The sequence below is a fragment of the Tateyamaria armeniaca genome (genome assembly GCF_045797845.1).
GTDB classification, from domain to species: Bacteria; Pseudomonadota; Alphaproteobacteria; order Rhodobacterales; family Rhodobacteraceae; genus Tateyamaria; species Tateyamaria armeniaca.
Genome location: NZ_JBHDIY010000002.1, coordinates 1,071,454 through 1,089,588, shown reverse-complemented (window position 1 = coordinate 1,089,588; position 18,135 = coordinate 1,071,454). Strand labels below are relative to the sequence as shown.

Annotated in this window: 14 protein-coding genes and 1 pseudogene; 6 read left to right on the top strand and 9 right to left on the bottom strand. The window is 59.7% G+C overall.

Annotation, left to right across the window (positions count from 1 at the left end):
* Positions 1-4 precede the first annotated feature (4 nt).
* A complete protein-coding gene (infB, locus tag ACERZ8_RS05400; RefSeq protein ID WP_407591120.1) occupies positions 5-2,479 on the top strand; it encodes a translation initiation factor IF-2 in 2,475 nt (824 codons plus the stop codon).
* A gap of 331 nt (positions 2,480-2,810) precedes the next feature.
* Here infB and mutT read toward each other — a convergent pair whose 3' ends face one another.
* From mutT to ACERZ8_RS05385, 3 genes are read right to left on the bottom strand one after another with little or no spacing between them, the layout of a single operon-like run.
* On the bottom strand, positions 2,811-3,209 hold the full coding sequence (mutT, locus tag ACERZ8_RS05395; RefSeq protein WP_407591119.1) for an 8-oxo-dGTP diphosphatase MutT: 399 nt from the start codon (positions 3,207-3,209) through the stop codon (positions 2,811-2,813).
* Positions 3,206-4,432 (bottom strand): bifunctional glutamate N-acetyltransferase/amino-acid acetyltransferase ArgJ, encoded by a 1,227-nt coding sequence (gene argJ, locus ACERZ8_RS05390; protein ID WP_407591118.1) that lies wholly within the window; start codon positions 4,430-4,432, stop codon positions 3,206-3,208. The genes mutT and argJ overlap by 4 nt, the downstream gene beginning before the upstream one ends.
* 2 nt (positions 4,433-4,434) lie before the next feature.
* A complete protein-coding gene (locus ACERZ8_RS05385) occupies positions 4,435-5,271 on the bottom strand; it encodes a peptidylprolyl isomerase (protein WP_407591116.1) in 837 nt (278 codons plus the stop codon).
* Positions 5,272-5,449: 178 nt separating this feature from the next.
* Between ACERZ8_RS05385 and secA the strand changes: the two genes are divergently transcribed.
* The 3 genes from secA to ACERZ8_RS05370 all read left to right on the top strand — a co-directional run bounded on the left by secA (position 5,450) and on the right by ACERZ8_RS05370 (position 10,840).
* Positions 5,450-8,149, top strand: a complete 2,700-nt coding sequence (secA, locus tag ACERZ8_RS05380) for a preprotein translocase subunit SecA (RefSeq protein ID WP_407591114.1) — start codon at positions 5,450-5,452, stop codon at positions 8,147-8,149.
* A gap of 107 nt (positions 8,150-8,256) precedes the next feature.
* Positions 8,257-9,264 carry a hypothetical protein gene (locus ACERZ8_RS05375; protein ID WP_407591113.1) on the top strand — a complete coding sequence of 336 codons (1,008 nt, stop codon included), beginning with the start codon at positions 8,257-8,259 and terminating at the stop codon, positions 9,262-9,264.
* Between the two features lie 22 nt (positions 9,265-9,286).
* Positions 9,287-10,840, top strand: a complete 1,554-nt coding sequence (locus tag ACERZ8_RS05370) for a substrate-binding domain-containing protein (protein ID WP_407591112.1) — start codon at positions 9,287-9,289, stop codon at positions 10,838-10,840.
* Between the two features lie 3 nt (positions 10,841-10,843).
* On the opposite strand, the gene radC is transcribed toward ACERZ8_RS05370, so the two are convergent.
* The 4 genes from radC to dnaK all read right to left on the bottom strand — a co-directional run bounded on the left by radC (position 10,844) and on the right by dnaK (position 15,372).
* The gene (radC, locus tag ACERZ8_RS05365) at positions 10,844-11,593 is read right to left on the bottom strand and encodes a RadC family protein (protein ID WP_407591111.1); all 750 of its coding nucleotides are present in this window, start codon (positions 11,591-11,593) and stop codon (positions 10,844-10,846) included.
* Positions 11,594-11,655: 62 nt separating this feature from the next.
* Complete coding sequence (locus ACERZ8_RS05360; RefSeq protein WP_407591109.1) at positions 11,656-12,168, bottom strand: GNAT family N-acetyltransferase; 513 nt, start codon at positions 12,166-12,168, stop codon at positions 11,656-11,658.
* Positions 12,169-12,222: 54 nt separating this feature from the next.
* Positions 12,223-13,380 (bottom strand): molecular chaperone DnaJ, encoded by a 1,158-nt coding sequence (dnaJ, locus tag ACERZ8_RS05355; RefSeq protein WP_407591108.1) that lies wholly within the window; start codon positions 13,378-13,380, stop codon positions 12,223-12,225.
* Positions 13,381-13,458: 78 nt separating this feature from the next.
* Positions 13,459-15,372, bottom strand: a complete 1,914-nt coding sequence (gene dnaK, locus ACERZ8_RS05350) for a molecular chaperone DnaK (protein WP_407591107.1) — start codon at positions 15,370-15,372, stop codon at positions 13,459-13,461.
* Between the two features lie 192 nt (positions 15,373-15,564).
* Between dnaK and ACERZ8_RS05345 the strand changes: the two are divergent.
* Positions 15,565-16,163 (top strand): annotated as a pseudogene (locus tag ACERZ8_RS05345) (alpha-ketoglutarate-dependent dioxygenase AlkB family protein).
* Positions 16,164-16,229: 66 nt separating this feature from the next.
* The gene (locus ACERZ8_RS05340; protein ID WP_407591106.1) at positions 16,230-16,634 is read left to right on the top strand and encodes a BLUF domain-containing protein; all 405 of its coding nucleotides are present in this window, start codon (positions 16,230-16,232) and stop codon (positions 16,632-16,634) included.
* Positions 16,635-16,640: 6 nt separating this feature from the next.
* Here ACERZ8_RS05340 and ACERZ8_RS05335 read toward each other — a convergent pair whose 3' ends face one another.
* Together ACERZ8_RS05335 and ACERZ8_RS05330 are read right to left on the bottom strand one after the other, a co-directional pair.
* Positions 16,641-17,243 carry a class I SAM-dependent methyltransferase gene (locus tag ACERZ8_RS05335; RefSeq protein WP_407591105.1) on the bottom strand — a complete coding sequence of 201 codons (603 nt, stop codon included), beginning with the start codon at positions 17,241-17,243 and terminating at the stop codon, positions 16,641-16,643.
* Positions 17,244-17,248: 5 nt separating this feature from the next.
* Positions 17,249-18,073: an ABC transporter permease gene (locus ACERZ8_RS05330; RefSeq protein ID WP_407591104.1), complete on the bottom strand. Its 825-nt coding sequence runs from the start codon at positions 18,071-18,073 to the stop codon at positions 17,249-17,251.
* Between the last annotated feature and the right edge of the window lie 62 nt (positions 18,074-18,135).

Below are 18,135 nucleotides of genomic sequence, written 5' to 3'. Positions count from 1 at the left end.
AGCTTTGAGCGATACAGACGGGAAAAAGACACTGGGTCTGCGCGGTGGCGCGCGTCCGGGCAATGTGAAACAGAGTTTCAGCCACGGACGGACCAAGAATGTCGTCGTCGAGACCAAGCGCAAGCGGGTCGTCGTGCCCAAACCGGGTGCGGCAAAACCTGCGGCGGGCGCTGCTGCGGCCGGGGGTGACCCGAGCCGTCGTCCAGCGGGCATTACCGACGCCGAAATGGACCGCCGCATGAAGGCATTGCAGGCGGCCAAGTCGCGTGAGGTCGAAGAGGCCGCACAACGCGAGGCCGACGAAAAGGCACGCGAAGAAGAACGCGAGCGCCGCCGGGCCGAAATGGAGGCCAAGGAGCGCGAAGAGAAAGAGCGCGAGGAGAGTCTGAAGGCCAAGGCCGAAGAAGACGCGCGCAAGGTCGCCGAGGCCGAAGCGGCCGCGCAGGCTGCTGCCGCACCTCCGCCGACGGAAAATGCGAAACCGGCCCAGCGTCAGGCACCAGCGCCTTCTGCTGCACCGCGCAAACAGGACCGCGAACGTGAGCAACGCAATACGCGCGGCAAGGGCGACGATGGACGCCGCTCTGGCAAGCTGACGCTCAACCAGGCGTTGGCCGGTGGCGAAGGTGGTCGTCAACGCTCAATGGCTGCGATGAAGCGCAAGCAAGAGCGTGCCCGTCAAAAAGCGATGGGTGGCACGGTCGAGCGTGAAAAGGTCACGCGTACCGTCGCGCTGCCCGAGGCAATCGTTGTGTCCGAACTGGCCAACCGTATGGCCGAGCGTGTCGGTGACGTCGTCAAGTCGCTGATGCAAATGGGCCTCATGGTCACGCAGAACGAAACCATTGATGCGGACACTGCCGAACTGATCATCGAAGAATTTGGCCACAACATCCAACGTGTATCCGATGCCGACGTTGAGGACGTGATCAAGGAAATCGTTGATGACGAGGCTGATCTGATCCCACGCCCACCGGTCATCACGATCATGGGCCACGTGGACCACGGCAAGACATCACTGCTTGATGCCATTCGCGACGCCAAGGTTGTCGCAGGCGAAGCAGGCGGTATCACGCAGCATATCGGTGCCTATCAGGTGAAAACCGATGGCGGCGCGCTGCTCAGCTTCCTCGACACACCCGGCCACGCGGCCTTTACGTCGATGCGGTCGCGCGGTGCGCAGGTTACGGACATCGTCGTTCTGGTGGTTGCTGCGGATGACGCAGTGATGCCGCAGACGATCGAGGCGATTGCGCACGCCAAAGCGGCCGAAGTCCCGATGATCGTCGCGATCAACAAGATCGACAAGCCTGCTGCCAACCCGGACAAGGTGCGTACGGATCTGTTGCAACACGAAGTCATCGTCGAAAAGATGTCTGGCGAAGTGCAGGACGTCGAAGTCTCGGCCATTTCCGGTCAGGGTCTTGATGAACTGCTTGAGGCGATTGCCCTGCAATCTGAACTGCTGGAGTTGAAGGCGAACCCGGATCGCGCCGCCCAAGGTGCCGTGATCGAGGCACAGTTGGACGTGGGCCGTGGCCCCGTCGCTACAGTTCTGATTCAGAACGGCACGTTGCGCCAGGGCGACATCTTTGTTGTGGGTGAGCAGTACGGTAAGGTCCGTGCGCTGATCAACGACAAGGGCGAACGCGTCAAGGAAGCGGGTCCATCGGTGCCTGTCGAGGTTCTGGGCCTGAACGGCACACCCGAAGCGGGCGACGTGCTGAACGTGACCGAAACCGAAGCGCAGGCGCGTGAAATCGCGGAATACCGCGCAAACGCTGCCAAGGACAAACGCGCGGCGGCAGGTGCGGCGACAACCCTCGAACAGCTGATGGCGAATGCCAAGGCCGACGAGGATGTCAGCGAACTGCCCATTCTGGTCAAGGCCGACGTGCAGGGTTCTGCCGAGGCCATTGTTCAGGCGATGGAGAAAATCGGCAACGATGAGGTGCGCGTGCGCGTGCTGCATTCGGGTGTGGGTGCCATCACCGAAACAGATGTGGGTCTAGCCGAGGCGTCAAACGCGCCCATCATGGGCTTTAACGTGCGTGCGAATGCCTCTGCCCGGAACACGGCGAACCAGAAGGGTGTCGAAATCCGGTACTATTCGGTGATCTACGACCTCGTCGACGACGTAAAAGCCGCGGCTTCCGGCCTGCTCAGCAACGAAATCCGCGAGACCTTTATCGGCTATGCCGAGATCAAAGAGGTCTTCAAGGTGTCCAACGTGGGCAAGGTCGCTGGCTGTCTGGTCACCGAAGGCGTTGCACGCCGCAGTGCGGGTGTCCGTTTGCTGCGCGACAACGTGGTGATCCACGAAGGTACGCTGAAAACGCTGAAACGCTTCAAGGACGAAGTGGCCGAAGTGCAGTCCGGTCAGGAATGCGGGATGGCGTTTGAGAACTACGATGATATCCGGCCCAAGGACGTCATCGAGATCTTTGAGCGGGAAGAGATTTCGCGCTCGCTCGACTAAGGCGTCATATCCGACAGAACACGAAAAAGGGGACAGTGAGCACTGTCCCCTTTTTCACGAGATAAGTCTGAAGATGCGTCAGGCGGCCTGAGAAATAGGTTTTCCGGAGAACTGCGCGCCGTCCACTCGAACAGTCACACGACCGTCCGGCAGAGTCTTGACGTAGATCCCTTGCACCAAAATCGCAGTGCCCATTGCGATGGTCCGTATCATTGTTCTTCCTCCCCAAGAAAAACCTGTTCTCATTGTGCACAATTAAAAGGTGAAAAGTCATCAACAATGTCATGGAAATGACACTTTTTATGCAAAATGTGGACAAATTCCCGCGAATTTACAGCCAATCCCGCAAAATCGGGATCAGGGGAACGTCTGCGGCAGGCATTGGATAGGCTTTCAGGTCATTGGGTCTGACCCATTTAAGTGTCTGACCTTCCTTCGACTGCGGCGTGCCTTCCCACTTTCGGCAGGCAAATAGCGGCATGAGCAAATGGAAGCTGTCATAGCTGTGGCTGGCAAAGGTGAGGGGGGCGAGGCACGATTGCCAGGTGTTGATCCCCAACTCTTCTTCCAGCTCGCGGATCAGGGCGACTTCGGGTGTTTCGCCGGCCTCGACCTTGCCGCCCGGAAATTCCCACAGGCCAGCCATCGATTTGCCCTCGGGGCGCTGTGCCAGCAGCACGCGCCCGTCGGTGTCAATCAGCGCAACGGCAGAAACCAGAACAACCTTCACGAGCGGTAATCAGCGTTGATTTCGATGTACCCGTGCGTCAGATCGCAGGTCCAGACTGTTGCCGTCCCGTCGCCCATCCCGCAATCCACGCGGATACGGATGTGATCGGATTTCATGTGGGCTGCGGCGTCCGCCTCGACATAATCCGGGCTGACCCATCCGTTTTCGGCCACGAGGGTGTCACCAAACCAGATGGACAGAGTGTCGCGATCTGCAGGCGCACCCGATTTGCCCACTGCCATGACCACGCGACCCCAGTTGGGATCCTCGCCCGCGATGGCCGTTTTGACCAGCGGAGAGTTGGCGATGGACAGTCCGTGCGTCTTGGCGCTGGCATTATCCACCGCGCCGGTCACCACGATCTCGACAAACTTTGTTGCCCCCTCGCCGTCCCGCACGACCTGGTGGGCGAGGTCCAGCATGACGTCATGCAGGGCCGCTTGGAACCCGGGATCGCTTGTTGCATCCACGCCGCTTGTACCGGTGGCTGCGACCAGCAAACTGTCAGAGGTCGATGTGTCGCTGTCGACAGTGATGCAATTGAACGTCTCGTCACACGCCTGTGACGTGAGTGCCTGCAGCGCGGCCTGATTGATCCGCGCGTCGGTGAAAATGTAGACCAGCATCGTCGCCATGTCCGGGGCGATCATACCGCTGCCCTTGGCAAAGCCTGCTATTTTCACCTCTTTGCCATGGATGTCGCATGTTGCGGATGCGCCTTTGGGATAGGTGTCGGTCGTCATGATCGCCCGCGCCGCATCCGCCATCCTGTCCGCTGACAGGGTATCGTTCAGCTCGGACAGCTTTGCCGTGATCCGCTCAAAAGGCAGGGGTTCTCCGATAACGCCGGTCGAAGCGGTAAACACGCGCGCGGCCGGGATGCCTGTGGCCTTCGCGGTCGCCTGCACAATGGCATCGGTTGCAGCAAGCCCGTTGCGGCCCGTGAACGCATTCGAGTTGCCGGAATTGACAAGAATGGCGGCCCCGTCATCCGATGGGCCGCCCAGCTTTGCCTGACAATCCAGAACCGGGGCTGACCGTGTGGCAGACCGCGTGAATGTCCCGGCAATTGTCGTGCCCGGCACGCAGTGTGCCAGCATCACGTCAGTTCGGCCTGTGTATTTCACACCCGCCGCAACAGTGGAAAAGGTGACGCCATCAATAACAGGCAGATCGGGAAACGCCGCCGGAGCCAGCGGCGAAACCTTGGTGATTTTGGCCATACTTACTGCACCAGTGCCAGATCTTTGAGGATCGCAGGGTCAACACCTTCGGCCCCGGACTGATCGATCTCGGCGTCAGCGGACAGTTCTTCGATCCGCGCTTCGAGAGCGGCGGCGCGCAATTCTTCCTCGATCTCGGGGCGGACCTGATCAAGCGTGGGGCGTTCCTGCACGCGGGTTTCGTTCAGAATGATGACGTGCCAGCCAAACTGCGTTTGCACGGGCGCTGACACCTCACCGACTTCCAGCGCGATCACGGCCGCCTCGAAACTCGGGACCATGGCGCCCGTGCCGAACCAGCCCAATTGACCGCCATTGGGGCCGGACGGGCCGGTTGATTTTTCGCGCGCGGTGGCGGCAAAGTCCGCGCCGTTCTCGATCTCTTCCTTCACGGCGAGTGCAGCCTCTTCCGTTTCGACGAGGATATGCGAGGCATTGTATTCCTGCGCCTGCTCAGCCCCTTCAAAGCGGGCCTGGTATGCGGACTGCACTGCTACAGGGTTCAGCGCGGTCGAAAACACCTGTTCCAGCGTCTCGCCTGCGGTCAGGGACCGGGTTTCGTTTTCCAGCGACAGTTGCGCGCGTTTGGGCAGCTCGCCGTCAAAGGATTGGGCGAGCAGGGTCTGCTGCACCAGTTGTTCGAGGATACCGTTGAACAAAACTTCGTCGGGCAATTCCTGAAATTGCTGGGGCAAGGTGGCGCGCGCCACGATCATGTGCCCGATTGTGATGTCCGTGCCGTTCACAGTTGCAACGACCTGGTCTGCATCCTGTGCCGCAGCAGGCAGTGCCATGGCGGCAACAAGGCCCAGCGCGGGCAAAGAAAGTAGGTGTTTCATGAATCATAAGTCCTTGGGCTGGGCACGCGGCGGGGGCGTGCATTGACACGGTTTGGCGTGACCCTTACATCGCCCTATGGACGCGGCTGGGGCCGTTTTTGCCTGACCGTATCTATGGGCTTGGCGCGCGCCCGGCAAGCAATTGCTGTTGAACATGAATTGATCGGCTGGAGAACGCATGCTCGGTTTCAAAACCCTCACCAAGAAGGTGTTTGGCACGCCAAACGACCGCAAGGTCAAGGCGACGCGACCATTGGTCGAGCAGATCAACGCGCTTGAGGCCGAGGCACAGGCCCGCAGCGACGAAGGTCTGAAGGACAAAACCGAGGAACTGGCCAAACGCGCGATGGGTGGCGAAGCCCTTGATGACCTGCTGCCCGAAGCGTTCGCCAACTGCCGCGAGGCTGCGCGTCGGACGCTGGGTCTGCGCGCCTATGACACGCAGTTGCTGGGCGCGATTTTCCTGCATCAGGGCAACATTGCCGAACAGAAGACGGGTGAAGGCAAGACGCTAACAGCGACCTTTTCCTGCTACCTCAATGCGCTGACCGGCAAGGGTGTGCACGTTGTGACGGTCAATGACTACCTCGTGCAGCGGGATGCCGAATGGATGGGCAAGGTCTTTTCCGCGCTGGGTATGACCACGGGCGTGGCGATTGCGGGCATGGACGAGGACTCCAAACGCGCCGCTTATGCGTGCGACGTGACATATGCCACCAATAACGAGTTGGGCTTTGATTACCTGCGCGACAACATGAAACCGTCCATCGACCAGATGGTCCAGCGCGGTCACAACTACGCCATCGTGGACGAGGTCGACAGCATCCTGATTGACGAGGCGCGCACGCCGCTGATCATCTCGGGCCCGCTGCAGGACCGGTCCGAGATGTATGTGACCATCGATGCGATCATCCCCCTGATCGAAGAAGGCCATTTCGAGCTGGATGAAAAGCAACGCAGCGTGACCTTTACCGATGAGGGCAACGAGTTTCTTGAGGAGCAGTTGCGGTCCCGTGGCCTGATCGAAGAAGGCGCCTCGCTGTACGATCCCGAAAGCACGTCCATCGTGCACCACGTGAACCAAGGCCTGCGCGCGCACAAGCTGTTCCGCAAGGACAAGGATTACATCGTGCGCGACGGCGAAGTTGTCCTGATTGACGAATTCACCGGCCGTATGATGGCGGGTCGCCGTCTGTCAGACGGTCTGCATCAGGCGATCGAGGCCAAGGAAAGCGTCAAGATCCAGCCCGAGAACCAGACGCTCGCCTCTGTCACCTTCCAGAACTACTTCCGTCTCTATGACAAACTTGCAGGCATGACCGGCACCGCGGCAACCGAAGCCGAGGAATTCCGCGAAATCTACGGGCTTGGCGTGGTCGAAGTGCCCACGAACAAGCCGATCACACGCGTAGACGAAGACGATCAGGTGTATCGGACCGCTGCCGAAAAATACAAAGCTATGATCGAAGAGATCAAGAAAGCCCACGCAAAGGGTCAGCCCGCCCTTGTCGGCACCACGTCCATCGACAAGTCCGAGATGTTCTCGCAAATGCTGGACGCCGAAGGCATTCCGCACAACGTCCTGAACGCCCGCCAGCACGAGAAAGAGGCGCAGATCATCGCCGATGCAGGCAAGCTCGGCGCGGTGACAATCGCCACCAACATGGCCGGACGCGGAACTGACATTCAGCTTGGCGGCAACGTCGAGATGAAAGTGCTTGAGGCGATCACGGCAGAACCCGATGCGGACCCGGCGGCGCTGCGCGCCCGGATCGAGGCAGAACACGCTGAAGAGAACAAGAAGGTGCTGGAAGCGGGCGGCTTGTTCGTTCTGGCCTCCGAACGCCACGAAAGCCGGCGGATCGACAACCAGTTGCGTGGCCGGTCCGGGCGGCAGGGGGATGCCGGGCGCACGTCCTTCTACCTCAGCCTCGAAGACGATTTGATGCGCATCTTTGGCTCGGGCCGTCTGGACAAGGTGCTCAAGACGCTTGGCCTCGAAGAGGGCGAGGCGATTGTGCACCCGTGGGTGAACAAGTCGCTGGAACGCGCGCAGGCCAAGGTCGAAGGCCGCAACTTTGACATCCGCAAGCAGCTTTTGAAATTTGACGACGTGATGAACGAACAGCGCAAGGTGATCTTTACCCAGCGCCGCGACATCATGGAGGCCGAAGACCTGTCGGAAATCACCGCTGACATGCGCGATCAGGTGATCGATGATCTGCTGGACCAGTATCTGCCGCCCAACACCTATGCCGATCAGTGGGACACCGAGGGTCTGCACAAAGCGGTTCTGGAACATCTTGGCGTGGACGCACCGGTTGTTGCGTGGGGCGATGAAGAGGGTGTCGACGACGAACAGATGCGCGAACGTCTGATCGAGGCGAGCGATGCCCTGATGGCGCAAAAGACCGAGGCCTTTGGCCCCGAAAACATGCGCAGCATCGAAAAGCAATTGCTGTTGCAGGCCATCGACGGCAAGTGGCGCGAACACCTGTTGACGCTGGAACACCTGCGCTCGGTCGTTGGGTTCCGCAGTTATGCGCAGCGTGATCCGTTGAATGAATACAAGAACGAGGCGTTCCAGTTGTTCGAGTCCATGCTCGACAGCCTGCGCACCGAGGTGACCCAGAAGCTGGCCATGATCCGCCCGATGACGGACGAGGAACGCGAACAGATGTTGGCCGACATTGCGGCACAGCAACGTGCCGCAACCGAAGTGGCCGAGGATAATGCGCCCCCCGCCCCGACGGCCGAGGCTTTGGAAAACGGGTTTGATGAAAACGATCAATCCACGTGGGGCAACCCGGGTCGCAACGAACCCTGCCCCTGCGGTTCGGGCAAGAAATTCAAGCACTGTCATGGGCGGCTGACCTAAGCCGCCTGCCCCATTCCTGCCCCAAAGACTCCGCGCGCCGGTCATAACCCGGCCCTTTTGCAGTGCGACTCATCCTCCCAGGGAAGTCCGTGGAAGGGACGTGGGAAATGAAACATTTAAAAGAAGTATTGACGGGTGCAGGCACGTTGGCGATCGCCGTTGGGATCGGTTTCGTCATGCAAAGCAGCGAAACAGCGCAGGAACGGTATGGGGCACAGGCCCGCCCGGTTCTGGACAACGCACCCGATGGAAACGACGTTGCCCTGAACGTGGCAGCAAGCAGCGACATTCTGCTTCAGGTACAGGGAATTGAACTGACATCGGCCAGCGAGACCGCTGACGTATCCGTTCCGCAAACAGACGCGACCGTTGAATTGGCATCCGTCACAGTTGAAGAGATGCCGCCGGAACCGGACAGTGTTGCACTGTCCCCCGCTTGCGAAATCTCAGCACAGGCTGCGCCAGCCGCCGGTGCGATGGTTGCCGTGACCTTGGACGCGCCCTGCGCACCCAACGAACGGCTGACCGTGCACCACAATGGCATGATGTTCACGCAAGTGACGGACGATGCTGGTGAGGCATCCTTCACAGTGCCTGCATTGGCGGAACAAGCCGTGTTCATCATGGCGTTTTCCAGTGGTGACGGTGCGGTGACCCAAACCACTGTCGCCGATGTGGCAGAATATGATCGTGTTGTCCTGCAATGGCGTGGCAATGCGGGCTTTGAACTGCATGCACGCGAATTTGGCGCTGAATATGGCCAGCCGGGACACCTGTGGTCGGGCAGCACGCCCAATGCCGAAGGATTTGCATCCGGTGCCAACGGTATGATCACCCGCCTCGGGGACACTCTGTCGGTCGACCCATTGATGGCGGAAATCTACACTTTCCCCCGCTTGATGTCCGCACGCCCCGGCGTGATCGACATGAGCGTGGAAACCGAAGTGACAGCGGACAATTGCGGCCTCGAAATTGAAGCGCAATCGTTGGAAATGAGCGGGTCGGACGCGCTCAAAACGCGCAACCTGACCCTGTCTGTGCCGGAATGCGATGCAGTTGGTAGTTTTCTGGTGTTGAACAATCTTGTCTCAGACCTGAAAGTCGCCAGCAACTGACCGTTGCGACAAAGGGCACTTTATGGCTTGGGCACGTGCGGCGATCTTCGCCGCACTTTCTTTTTGGGGCACAGCACTTGCTGCGCAGGATGTGACGCTGACCTCGCCAGACGGGCAGGTTGAACTCAGCGGCACGTTGCTTGGCTTTGACGGCGAATTTTATCGCATCGAAACGGTCTATGGCGAGTTGACGGTCGACGGATCGGGCGTGCTGTGCGAGGGACCCGCCTGCCCGAATTTGCAGGACTTTGTGGCCGAGGTGTCGATTTCAGGCTCCTCGACCATGGGCGCGGTTCTGATCCCCGCGTTGATCGAAGGGTTCGCGTTGCGCAACGACTATGACGTGCGCCGTGAACCTCTTGAGCCCTTTGGCTTTGTCTATGTGCTGGTGGATGCGGGCACGGACAAGGCCGTGGCACGGTTCTATATTCAAGCGTCCACCACAGACGAAGGGTTTGCCGACCTACTAGCCAACGACGCCGACATCGTCATGGCCTTGCGCGAAATCCGACCCGACGAACGCCAGCGCGCCCGCGAGGCTGGTATGGGCGACATGACAGCGGCCAATCGCAGCCGCGTTCTGGCGCTGGACGCGATGGTGCCGATTGTGTCGCCGTCAAACCCCGTAGACCAGATTTCACCGCAGGCATTGGCCGAGGTTTTTGCCGGGCGTATTACCAACTGGTCCGTTCTGGGCGGGGCAGATGCACCGATTTCACTGCATCTGCCGGGCGCGCGCACCGGGTTGGGCCAGTCAGTCGAGGACAAGGTGATGGGCCCGATCAATCTGCCCTTCGCAGAAGGCATCGTGCGGCATGACCGCGCCGGGGACGTGGTGAATGCCGTCTTGGCGGATCCTTTTGCCATCGGGATCGCCAGTTACGCCGAAACGGGCAATGGCCGTGCGCTGACCCTGACGGGCGCGTGCGGGTTTTCCCTGTCTGCGGCGCGGGGCACGATCAAGACCGAAGATTATCCGCTGACCGCGCCCATGTTTCTTTACATCCCGGCCCGACGGTTGCCCAAAGTCGCGCGCGAATTGCTCGCCTATATGCGCGGATCGTCCGCCCAGATCGTCATTCGCCGCGCGGGCTTTGTCGATCAGGCTCCTGAGGAGGTGTCGATCAACGATCAGGGGTACCGATTTGCCAATGCAGTCACCTCTGCGGGGCCTGAAGTGTCACTGGAAGAGCTGCAGCGGATGACCCGGACGTTGTATGGAATGGCGCGTTTGACAACCTCATTCCGGTTCGAGGCGGGGTCGGTGCGTCTGGACGCGCAATCGCGATCCAACGTGCAACAACTGGCGCGCGCACTTGAGCAGGGGACCTATGATGCCCGCCAGATGTTGTTGGTCGGGTTCAGCGACGGGGATGGCCCGGCAACAGCCAATCGCAACATTGCTTTGCGGCGTGCCGAGGCTGTGCGCAGGGCAGTGATCGCGGCGGCGGAGACCGTGAATTTCGACCGCATTCAGATGGATGTCGACGCTTTCGGAGAGGCGCTGCCCATGGCCTGTGACGACAGTGCATGGGGGCGTCAAGCCAACCGGCGGGTTGAAGTGTGGGTGCGCTGAGACCTAAAGATAGCCTTCGGATTTGAAGCTGAGTTCGCGGGATTTTCCGACAATCAGGTGGTCATGCAAGGTCAGCCCAAGCGCCCCGCAGGCGTTTTCCATCTGATTTGTCATGTCGATGTCGGACTGGCTGGGCGTCGGATCGCCCGACGGGTGGTTGTGTACGAGGATCAGCGCAGAGGCGTTGAGTTCAAGCGCCCGTTTGGCCACCTCACGCGGATAGACGGGCACATGATCGACGGTGCCTTTGCCCTGTTCCTCATCCGCGATCAGCACGTTCTTGCGGTCCAGAAACAGCACGCGGAACTGTTCAGTTTCACGGTGCGCCATGGTGGTGTGGCAGTAATCGACCAATGCATCCCAACTGGAAATCACGTGTGCATTCAAGACTTTGGCGCGGGCGAGGCGCTGTGCAGCGGCTTCGATAATCTTAAGCTCAACGATCACTGCATCCCCAACCCCCTTAATCCCGCGCAGCCGCTCTGCGGGGGCGGATACCACTCGATTGAAGTCGCCGAATTCGGCCATGAGCAGATGTGCCAGTGGCTTCACATCCTGACGCGGGATGGCGCGAAACAGCACCAGTTCCAGCATTTCGTAGTCGGGCATGGCAGTGGCCCCGCCGTCCATGAACCGGGTGCGCAGACGCTTGCGGTGATCAGCCATGTAAGATGGCATGCGCCCCTTGGGCAGCGAAACGGGCGCGGCCTCGTCCATGTCAAAGGGCAGGGGCTGTTCAGCGAAATGTGTCATACCCTGACCTTGCCGCGTGGTGGTTAGCGACTGGTTAATGCGCAGCAGAAAGAGATCGGATGTTATCCATCTTGGCGTTTCAGCACAAAGACGGCTTCGGTGACACCATCCGTCACCTCGACCCCGTTCTGGGTGAACCCAGCGCGCTGCATCAGGCGGCAGGACGCCATATTTCGGATGTCTGCCCAGGCAGTGATGCCTGTGATAGCTGTTGCGTCGAAGAGGAAACCAACCGCCATCGCAACTGCACGGGTGGCGTGGCCGTGCTTTTGAGCGGCGTGGGCGAGGGTAATGCCCAGTTCAGCCTCTGAACCGTCCGCTGACAGATGCAGACCCATGTCGCCCAAGAGCGCATCTGTCTCGGTGTCTGCAACGGCGATCTGGGTCCAGTTGTCGGGGCGCATCAGCGGCGTCACTGTCGCACTATGATGCAGGAACCCGGAGGCCCGGTCATCGTCCATCTGGTCCCAGCTTTGGAATTCAGCGACGACCGGATCGTTGCGGTAGGCCTGAAAAGCGCGCAGGTCGGTTACAAAGAGACGGCGTAGCGTTGTTGAGTCGAGTGTGAGGCGCATAATGGCAAGATGGGCAATATTGCCCATCTTACACAACGATGTTTTCCGGCTGCCTTAGCCTTTCATCGAATCCCAGAAGGATTTGACCGACGAAAAGAAGCTAGAGGATTCCGGGTTGTTCTCGGAACTCAACTCTTCAAACTCGCGCAGAAGTTCCTTTTGGCGGCTCGTCAGGTTCACCGGCGTTTCGACGGCCAGTTCGATGAACATGTCGCCATTTCCGCCGCCACGCAGGGCGGGCATGCCTTTGGACCGCAGACGCATCTGGCGACCCGATTGTGACCCGGCGGGGATTTGCACGCGACCACGGCCACCGTCGATGGTGGGCACTTCGATGGAGCCACCCAGGGCCGCCGCGCTCATAGACACAGGCACGCGGCAGAACAGGTTGTTGCCATCACGCTCGAACAGGTCGTGCGTCGCCACGTCGATGAAGATGTAAAGGTCGCCCGATGGCCCGCCGCGCATGCCTGCCTCGCCCTCGCCTGCAAGGCGGATGCGGGTGCCGGTTTCGACACCCGCGGGGATGTTCACGGACAATGAGCGGTCTTTTTCGACCCGGCCCGCGCCGCCGCAGGATTTGCAGGGGTTCTGGATGATCTGGCCCATGCCGGAACAGGTCGGACAAGTGCGTTCAACGGTGAAAAAGCCCTGTTGCGCTCGTACCTTGCCCATGCCCGAACATGTGGGGCAGGTGGAGGGTTCGGAGCCACCTTCTGCGCCCGATCCATCACAGCTGTCACACCCGACGGATGTTGGGACGTTGATGGTTTTTTGCAGACCGGAATAGGCGTCTTCAAGTGTGACGCGCAGGTTGTAGCGCAGATCAGAGCCGCGTGCGGCCCGTCGTCCACCACCGCCGCCACCGCGCTGGCCGCCCATGAAGTCGCCGAACAGGTCGTCAAACACGTCTGAGAACGCCGAGCCAAAGTCGCCCTGCTGGCCGCCAAAGCCGCCACCGGGCCGCCCGCCGCCGCCCATGCCACCTTCGAACGCAGCATGGCCAAAACGGTCATAGGCCGCTTTCTTGTCTGGGTCTTTCAGGACGTCATAGGCCTCGTTGGCCTCTTTGAACTGCGCTTCTGCGTCGGGTTTATCCGCGTTGCGGTCCGGGTGCAGTTCCTTGGCCTTGGCGCGGTAGCCCTTTTTGATTTCGTCTGCGCTTGCGCCTTTCTTGACGCCCAAAACATCGTAATAGTCACGTTTTGCCATGGATCATGTCCTTTGCTGGAACGTCTGAGGCCGGCCTGTGTGGGCCGGCCTCGTGATTGGTTCCGTCAGCCACGCAGATTACGCGCGCTTGTCGTTGTCCAGGTCTTCGAACTCGGCATCCACGATGTCGTCGTCCGCATTGCGAGGTTCGTCCGCGCCGGCAGGCTCGTCCGCTTCGCCGTCTTCTTGAGCCGACTTGTAGATCGCCTCACCCAGTTTCATGGCCGCTTCGGTCACGTTCTGGATGCCGGATTTGATCTTGTCGGCATTGTCTGTTTCCAAATCGTCCTTGAGCGCGGCAATGGCCAGCTCGATCGCTTCGATCGTGGTCGGGTCGACCTTGTCCGAATGCTCTTCCATCGACTTTTCGGTCGAGTGGATGAGGCTTTCGGCCTGGTTTTTCGCCTCGATCAGCTCGCGACGCTCTTTGTCCGCCTCGGCATTGTCCTCGGCGTCCTTGACCATTTGTTCGATGTCCTCGTCGGTCAGTCCGCCCGAGGCCTGGATCGTGATCTGCTGTTCCTTGCCGGTGCCTTTGTCCTTGGCGCCGACAGACACGATGCCGTTGGCGTCGATGTCAAAGGTCACTTCGATCTGGGGCATACCACGCGGGGCAGGCGGGATATTTTCAAGGTTGAACGCACCGAGGATCTTGTTATCGGACGCCATCTCGCGCTCACCCTGGAACACGCGGATCGTCACGGCGTTCTGGTTGTCTTCCGCCGTGCTGAAGATTTGCGATTTCTTCGTTGGGATCGTGGTGTTGCGGTCGATCAGACGGGTGAAGACACCACCCAGCGTTTCAATCCCGAGCGACAGCGGCGTCACGTCGAGCAGAACGACGTCCTTGACGTCGCCTTGCAGAACACCGGCTTGGATCGCGGCACCCATGGCAACGACTTCGTCAGGGTTCACACCCTTGTGGGGCTCTTTACCGAAGAATTTGGTCACTTCTTCAACCACTTTGGGCATGCGGGTCATACCGCCGACCAGAACAACCTCGTCGATGTCACTTGCAGAGAGGCCCGCGTCTTTCAACGCAGCCTGGCAGGGCTTCATCGAGGCTTTGATCAGGTCACCGACCAGCGATTCCAGTTTCGCGCGGGTCAGTTTCATCACCATGTGCAGCGGCTGGCCGTTGCTGCCCATCGAGATAAAGGGCTGGTTGATTTCTGTCTGGCTGGACGAGGACAGTTCGATCTTGGCTTTCTCTGCTGCCTCTTTCAGACGCTGCAGGGCCATCTTGTCAGCTGTCAGATCGACGCCATGCTCTTTTTTGAACTCCTCGGCGAGGTAATTCACGATGCGCATGTCAAAGTCTTCACCACCAAGGAACGTGTCGCCGTTGGTCGATTTCACTTCGAACAGGCCATCGTCGATTTCGAGGATGGTCACGTCGAACGTACCGCCGCCAAGGTCATAGACCGCGATGGTTTGCGAGTTTTCCTTGTCGAGGCCATAGGCCAACGCGGCGGCTGTCGGTTCGTTGATGATCCGCAGCACTTCGAGGCCGGCGATTTTGCCTGCGTCCTTGGTCGCCTGACGCTGGGCGTCGTTGAAATAGGCAGGAACTGTGATGACCGCTTGCGTTACGTCTTCGCCAAGATAGCTCTCGGCGGTTTCCTTCATTTTCCCGAGAATGAAGGCAGAGATTTGGCTGGGCGAGTATTTTTCGCCGCGGGCTTCGACCCATGCGTCGCCATTGCCACCGTCAATCACGTTGAAGGGCAGATTTTTCTTGTCCTTGGCCAGATCCGCGTCGTCATTGCGGCGGCCGATCAGGCGCTTGACGCCAAAGATCGTGTTGTCGGGGTTGGTGACCGCCTGCCGTTTGGCGGGCTGCCCGACAAGGCGTTCGGATTCGGTGAATGCGACGATGGACGGTGTGGTCCGTGCGCCTTCCGCGTTTTCGATCACGCGGGGCTGGCTGCCATCCATGATGGCGATGCAGCTGTTTGTGGTTCCCAGGTCAATACCAATGACTTTGGCCATGTTTTTCGATCCCTCTATCTAGTTCAAGGCGATGACACGAAGCGGCGACCCGAAGTCGGCATCGACGCCACGAAAGTTTGCGCACGTTTCCGAGCGCGCTGCGGCGTATATAAGGAGGGTCATTTGGCGCTGCAACCGTTCGGACGGGGCTGAATCCGGCAAAATTTGCGCATTATGGCGGGATATGGGGCGATGCGGGCAAACATTCGGGGTTTTGACATCTTCAAGGGCCATCTGGACGCCGATACCCAACGTCAATTGGTGGGCGATGTGCGCGACGTTGCGGGGGCCGCTCCGATGTTTTCGCCGGAAACGCCCTATGGCAAGCCGATGTCGGTGCGCATGACTTCTGCGGGGGCGGTGGGATGGTTTGCAGATCGGTCGGGATATCGATACACGCCTCATCATCCGAGCGGTGATCCGTGGCCGCCAATTCCCCCATTGTGCTGAACCTATGGCATGAATTGACCGGGTTGGCGCGTGCCCCGGACTGCTGCCTGATCAACTACTATGGCGAAGGTGCCCGCATGGGCATGCATCAGGACAAGGACGAGGCGAGCTTTGACTGGCCGGTGTTGTCGGTGTCTTTGGGCGATGCGGGTCTGTTTCGCATCGGCAATACGACGCGCGGCGGCAAGACCGAGTCGCTTTGGCTGGAGAGCGGGGATGTGGTGGTAATGGGAGGTGCGGCGCGGCTGACCTATCACGGGGTCGACCGGATCAGGTTTGGTTCGTCGTCGCTGCTGCCCAAGGGCGGACGGATCAATCTGACCTGCCGGGTTGTGCTGTGATGATCGCCTGAGACTCTGTGCCCGTTCAGGGCTAAGGTAAAATCTGTGCACAGAGGAGACTGCGCCATGAGCCTTTCCCACCTTATCTATGCGTCCCAGCCATTTGGCTACGATGAATCCGTTCTGGCCGGTATTCTGCTCGACGCCCGGCGCTGCAACAAACGGGATGGAATCACGGGTGCATTGATCTGCCGGGCCGATATCTACCTTCAGATGTTGGAGGGGCCTGAACAGCAGGTCGCGGCGACGTTTGAGCGCATTCGTGGTGATGACCGGCATCTGGATATCCGGGTGCTTGCGTCCGAGGCTGTTGATGAACGTATGTTTGGCGCCTGGGACATGCTGCACGATCCGGCAAAGTCTTGGCTGTGGACCCGTGAAGAGATCATCGATGGCGCGTTGGACCGCGCGACGCCCGATGACGTAACGGCGGTTTTTGCGGGGTTGGCAGCCAAGGCGACGGTCGACTAAGCGGTCTCAGGTCTTGTTCAGCACCAGCCAGGTCCATGTGACACCCCTGGTCCGGTTCGTCTGTTGTACCGAACGTGCAGTGGTTTGGAATTCAGCTTTCAACCCATAGGACCGCGCGCATTTGACCGTACTGCGCACATCGACCGGGTAAGTTGTGATGCCGTCTGGTGCCGGGCCATGCCGCAGCGACATCAGCACCCGCCCGCGCGGCGCTGTCACGTGGCGGATGTTCTGCATGGCTGTATCCCGCTGTTCCGGCGGGAGCAGGTGCCAGACCCCACACAGGATGACAGTATCAAACTGCTCTTTCAGCCCTGTCGTGTGGTTGAGGTTCGGCAGTTCATCGTCAACCCATCGAAACGGCAGAGTATCAAAGCGCGCTTGCCCCGCAGCGCGAAGTTCTGTGACCGGTTCCAGGGCCGTCACCTGCACGCCTTGGCTTGCAAACCACGCGGCAGTCCGCCCGATCCCGGCCCCTATGTCGAGAAGTGTAGACGGAACCTTGGGCAAAAACGCTGCCACGGGGTGGAAGATTTCGGCGTCCGATAGTGTCGCATGTGCTGCGATGACGTCCGGCGCAAGCCGTGCATAGTCGGAGACAGAGGACATCGCCCCTACCGCCGTGCGCCCCAACTGGCCGAGGCGTGGCGTCGGGTGTAAAACTCACCCATCAGCCCGATCATGATAAGGACCACACCGACCCAGAAACCGTATTCCCACGACGTGTAACGCGGATTGTAGTTGATGAACGTATAGCCACGCGACTGGTCGATGGCGTGAAACAGCGGGTTCCAGTCAAACATGGCGAGCATGAAACCGGGCAGCGAATTGGCGACGAACATCTTGCCGGACGCGATCATGTTGGCGCGCTGATAGATTTGGGAAAAAATCGACACGAATGTCGGAAACCACGGCTTGATCGCTAGCAGAACCAGCCCAAGGGCTGCCCCAGTGAACCACGCCAACAGCAGCATGCCAAAGGCGGGAAAGGGTTGGTCGATAGAAATCGGCGTGAACGCCACATGGTAGATGAACAGGATCATCAACAGCGACAACACCTGAATGTACAGCGCCCCAAGGGCCGCCGAACAGATCGACACAATTGTGTTCATCGGCGCGTGCAGCATCATCGGGCTTGCCGGTCCTTCGGACCCAACGACAGCCGCCAGCGTCTTGGCATGGGTCATATAAAGAAAGATGCCGGTCATGATATAAAGCAGAAAGTCGCCACGGATTGCAGACCCGCGCAGGCCAAGCACCGAAAACATGACGTAGAACGCCATGACAAAAATCACCATCTGCAACATGTTCATCGCGATGGCCATGAACGCGTTGTTGTGGGTCTTGCGCACAGAGCGCACGATGGAATGGTAGATGACCTCGGCCAATGCGATGGCTGTTCCGAAGCTGGACTGCGGTTTTCTGGATGTTTCAAACATGTACGCGTCTGCCTCGATTGCGGGTATGTTCGCAGGGAATTCTTGCCGTTCCGTTAGCGTCG

What these genes read in the sequence shown, in the direction of transcription:
- ACERZ8_RS05370 (WP_407591112.1), top strand. Translation starts at nt 9,287, where the DNA reads ATGGCTTGGGCACGTGCGGCGATCTTCGCCGCACTTTCTTTTTGGGGC.
- ACERZ8_RS05340 (WP_407591106.1), top strand. Translation starts at nt 16,230, where the DNA reads ATGAGCCTTTCCCACCTTATCTATGCGTCCCAGCCATTTGGCTACGAT.
- radC (WP_407591111.1), bottom strand. Translation starts at nt 11,593, where the DNA reads ATGACACATTTCGCTGAACAGCCCCTGCCCTTTGACATGGACGAGGCC.
- dnaJ (WP_407591108.1), bottom strand. Translation starts at nt 13,380, where the DNA reads ATGGCAAAACGTGACTATTACGATGTTTTGGGCGTCAAGAAAGGCGCA.
- ACERZ8_RS05360 (WP_407591109.1), bottom strand. Translation starts at nt 12,168, where the DNA reads ATGCGCCTCACACTCGACTCAACAACGCTACGCCGTCTCTTTGTAACC.
- ACERZ8_RS05330 (WP_407591104.1), bottom strand. Translation starts at nt 18,073, where the DNA reads ATGTTTGAAACATCCAGAAAACCGCAGTCCAGCTTCGGAACAGCCATC.
- ACERZ8_RS05335 (WP_407591105.1), bottom strand. Translation starts at nt 17,243, where the DNA reads ATGTCCTCTGTCTCCGACTATGCACGGCTTGCGCCGGACGTCATCGCA.
- secA (WP_407591114.1), top strand. Translation starts at nt 5,450, where the DNA reads ATGCTCGGTTTCAAAACCCTCACCAAGAAGGTGTTTGGCACGCCAAAC.
- ACERZ8_RS05375 (WP_407591113.1), top strand. Translation starts at nt 8,257, where the DNA reads ATGAAACATTTAAAAGAAGTATTGACGGGTGCAGGCACGTTGGCGATC.
- dnaK (WP_407591107.1), bottom strand. Translation starts at nt 15,372, where the DNA reads ATGGCCAAAGTCATTGGTATTGACCTGGGAACCACAAACAGCTGCATC.
- argJ (WP_407591118.1), bottom strand. Translation starts at nt 4,432, where the DNA reads ATGGCCAAAATCACCAAGGTTTCGCCGCTGGCTCCGGCGGCGTTTCCC.
- ACERZ8_RS05385 (WP_407591116.1), bottom strand. Translation starts at nt 5,271, where the DNA reads ATGAAACACCTACTTTCTTTGCCCGCGCTGGGCCTTGTTGCCGCCATG.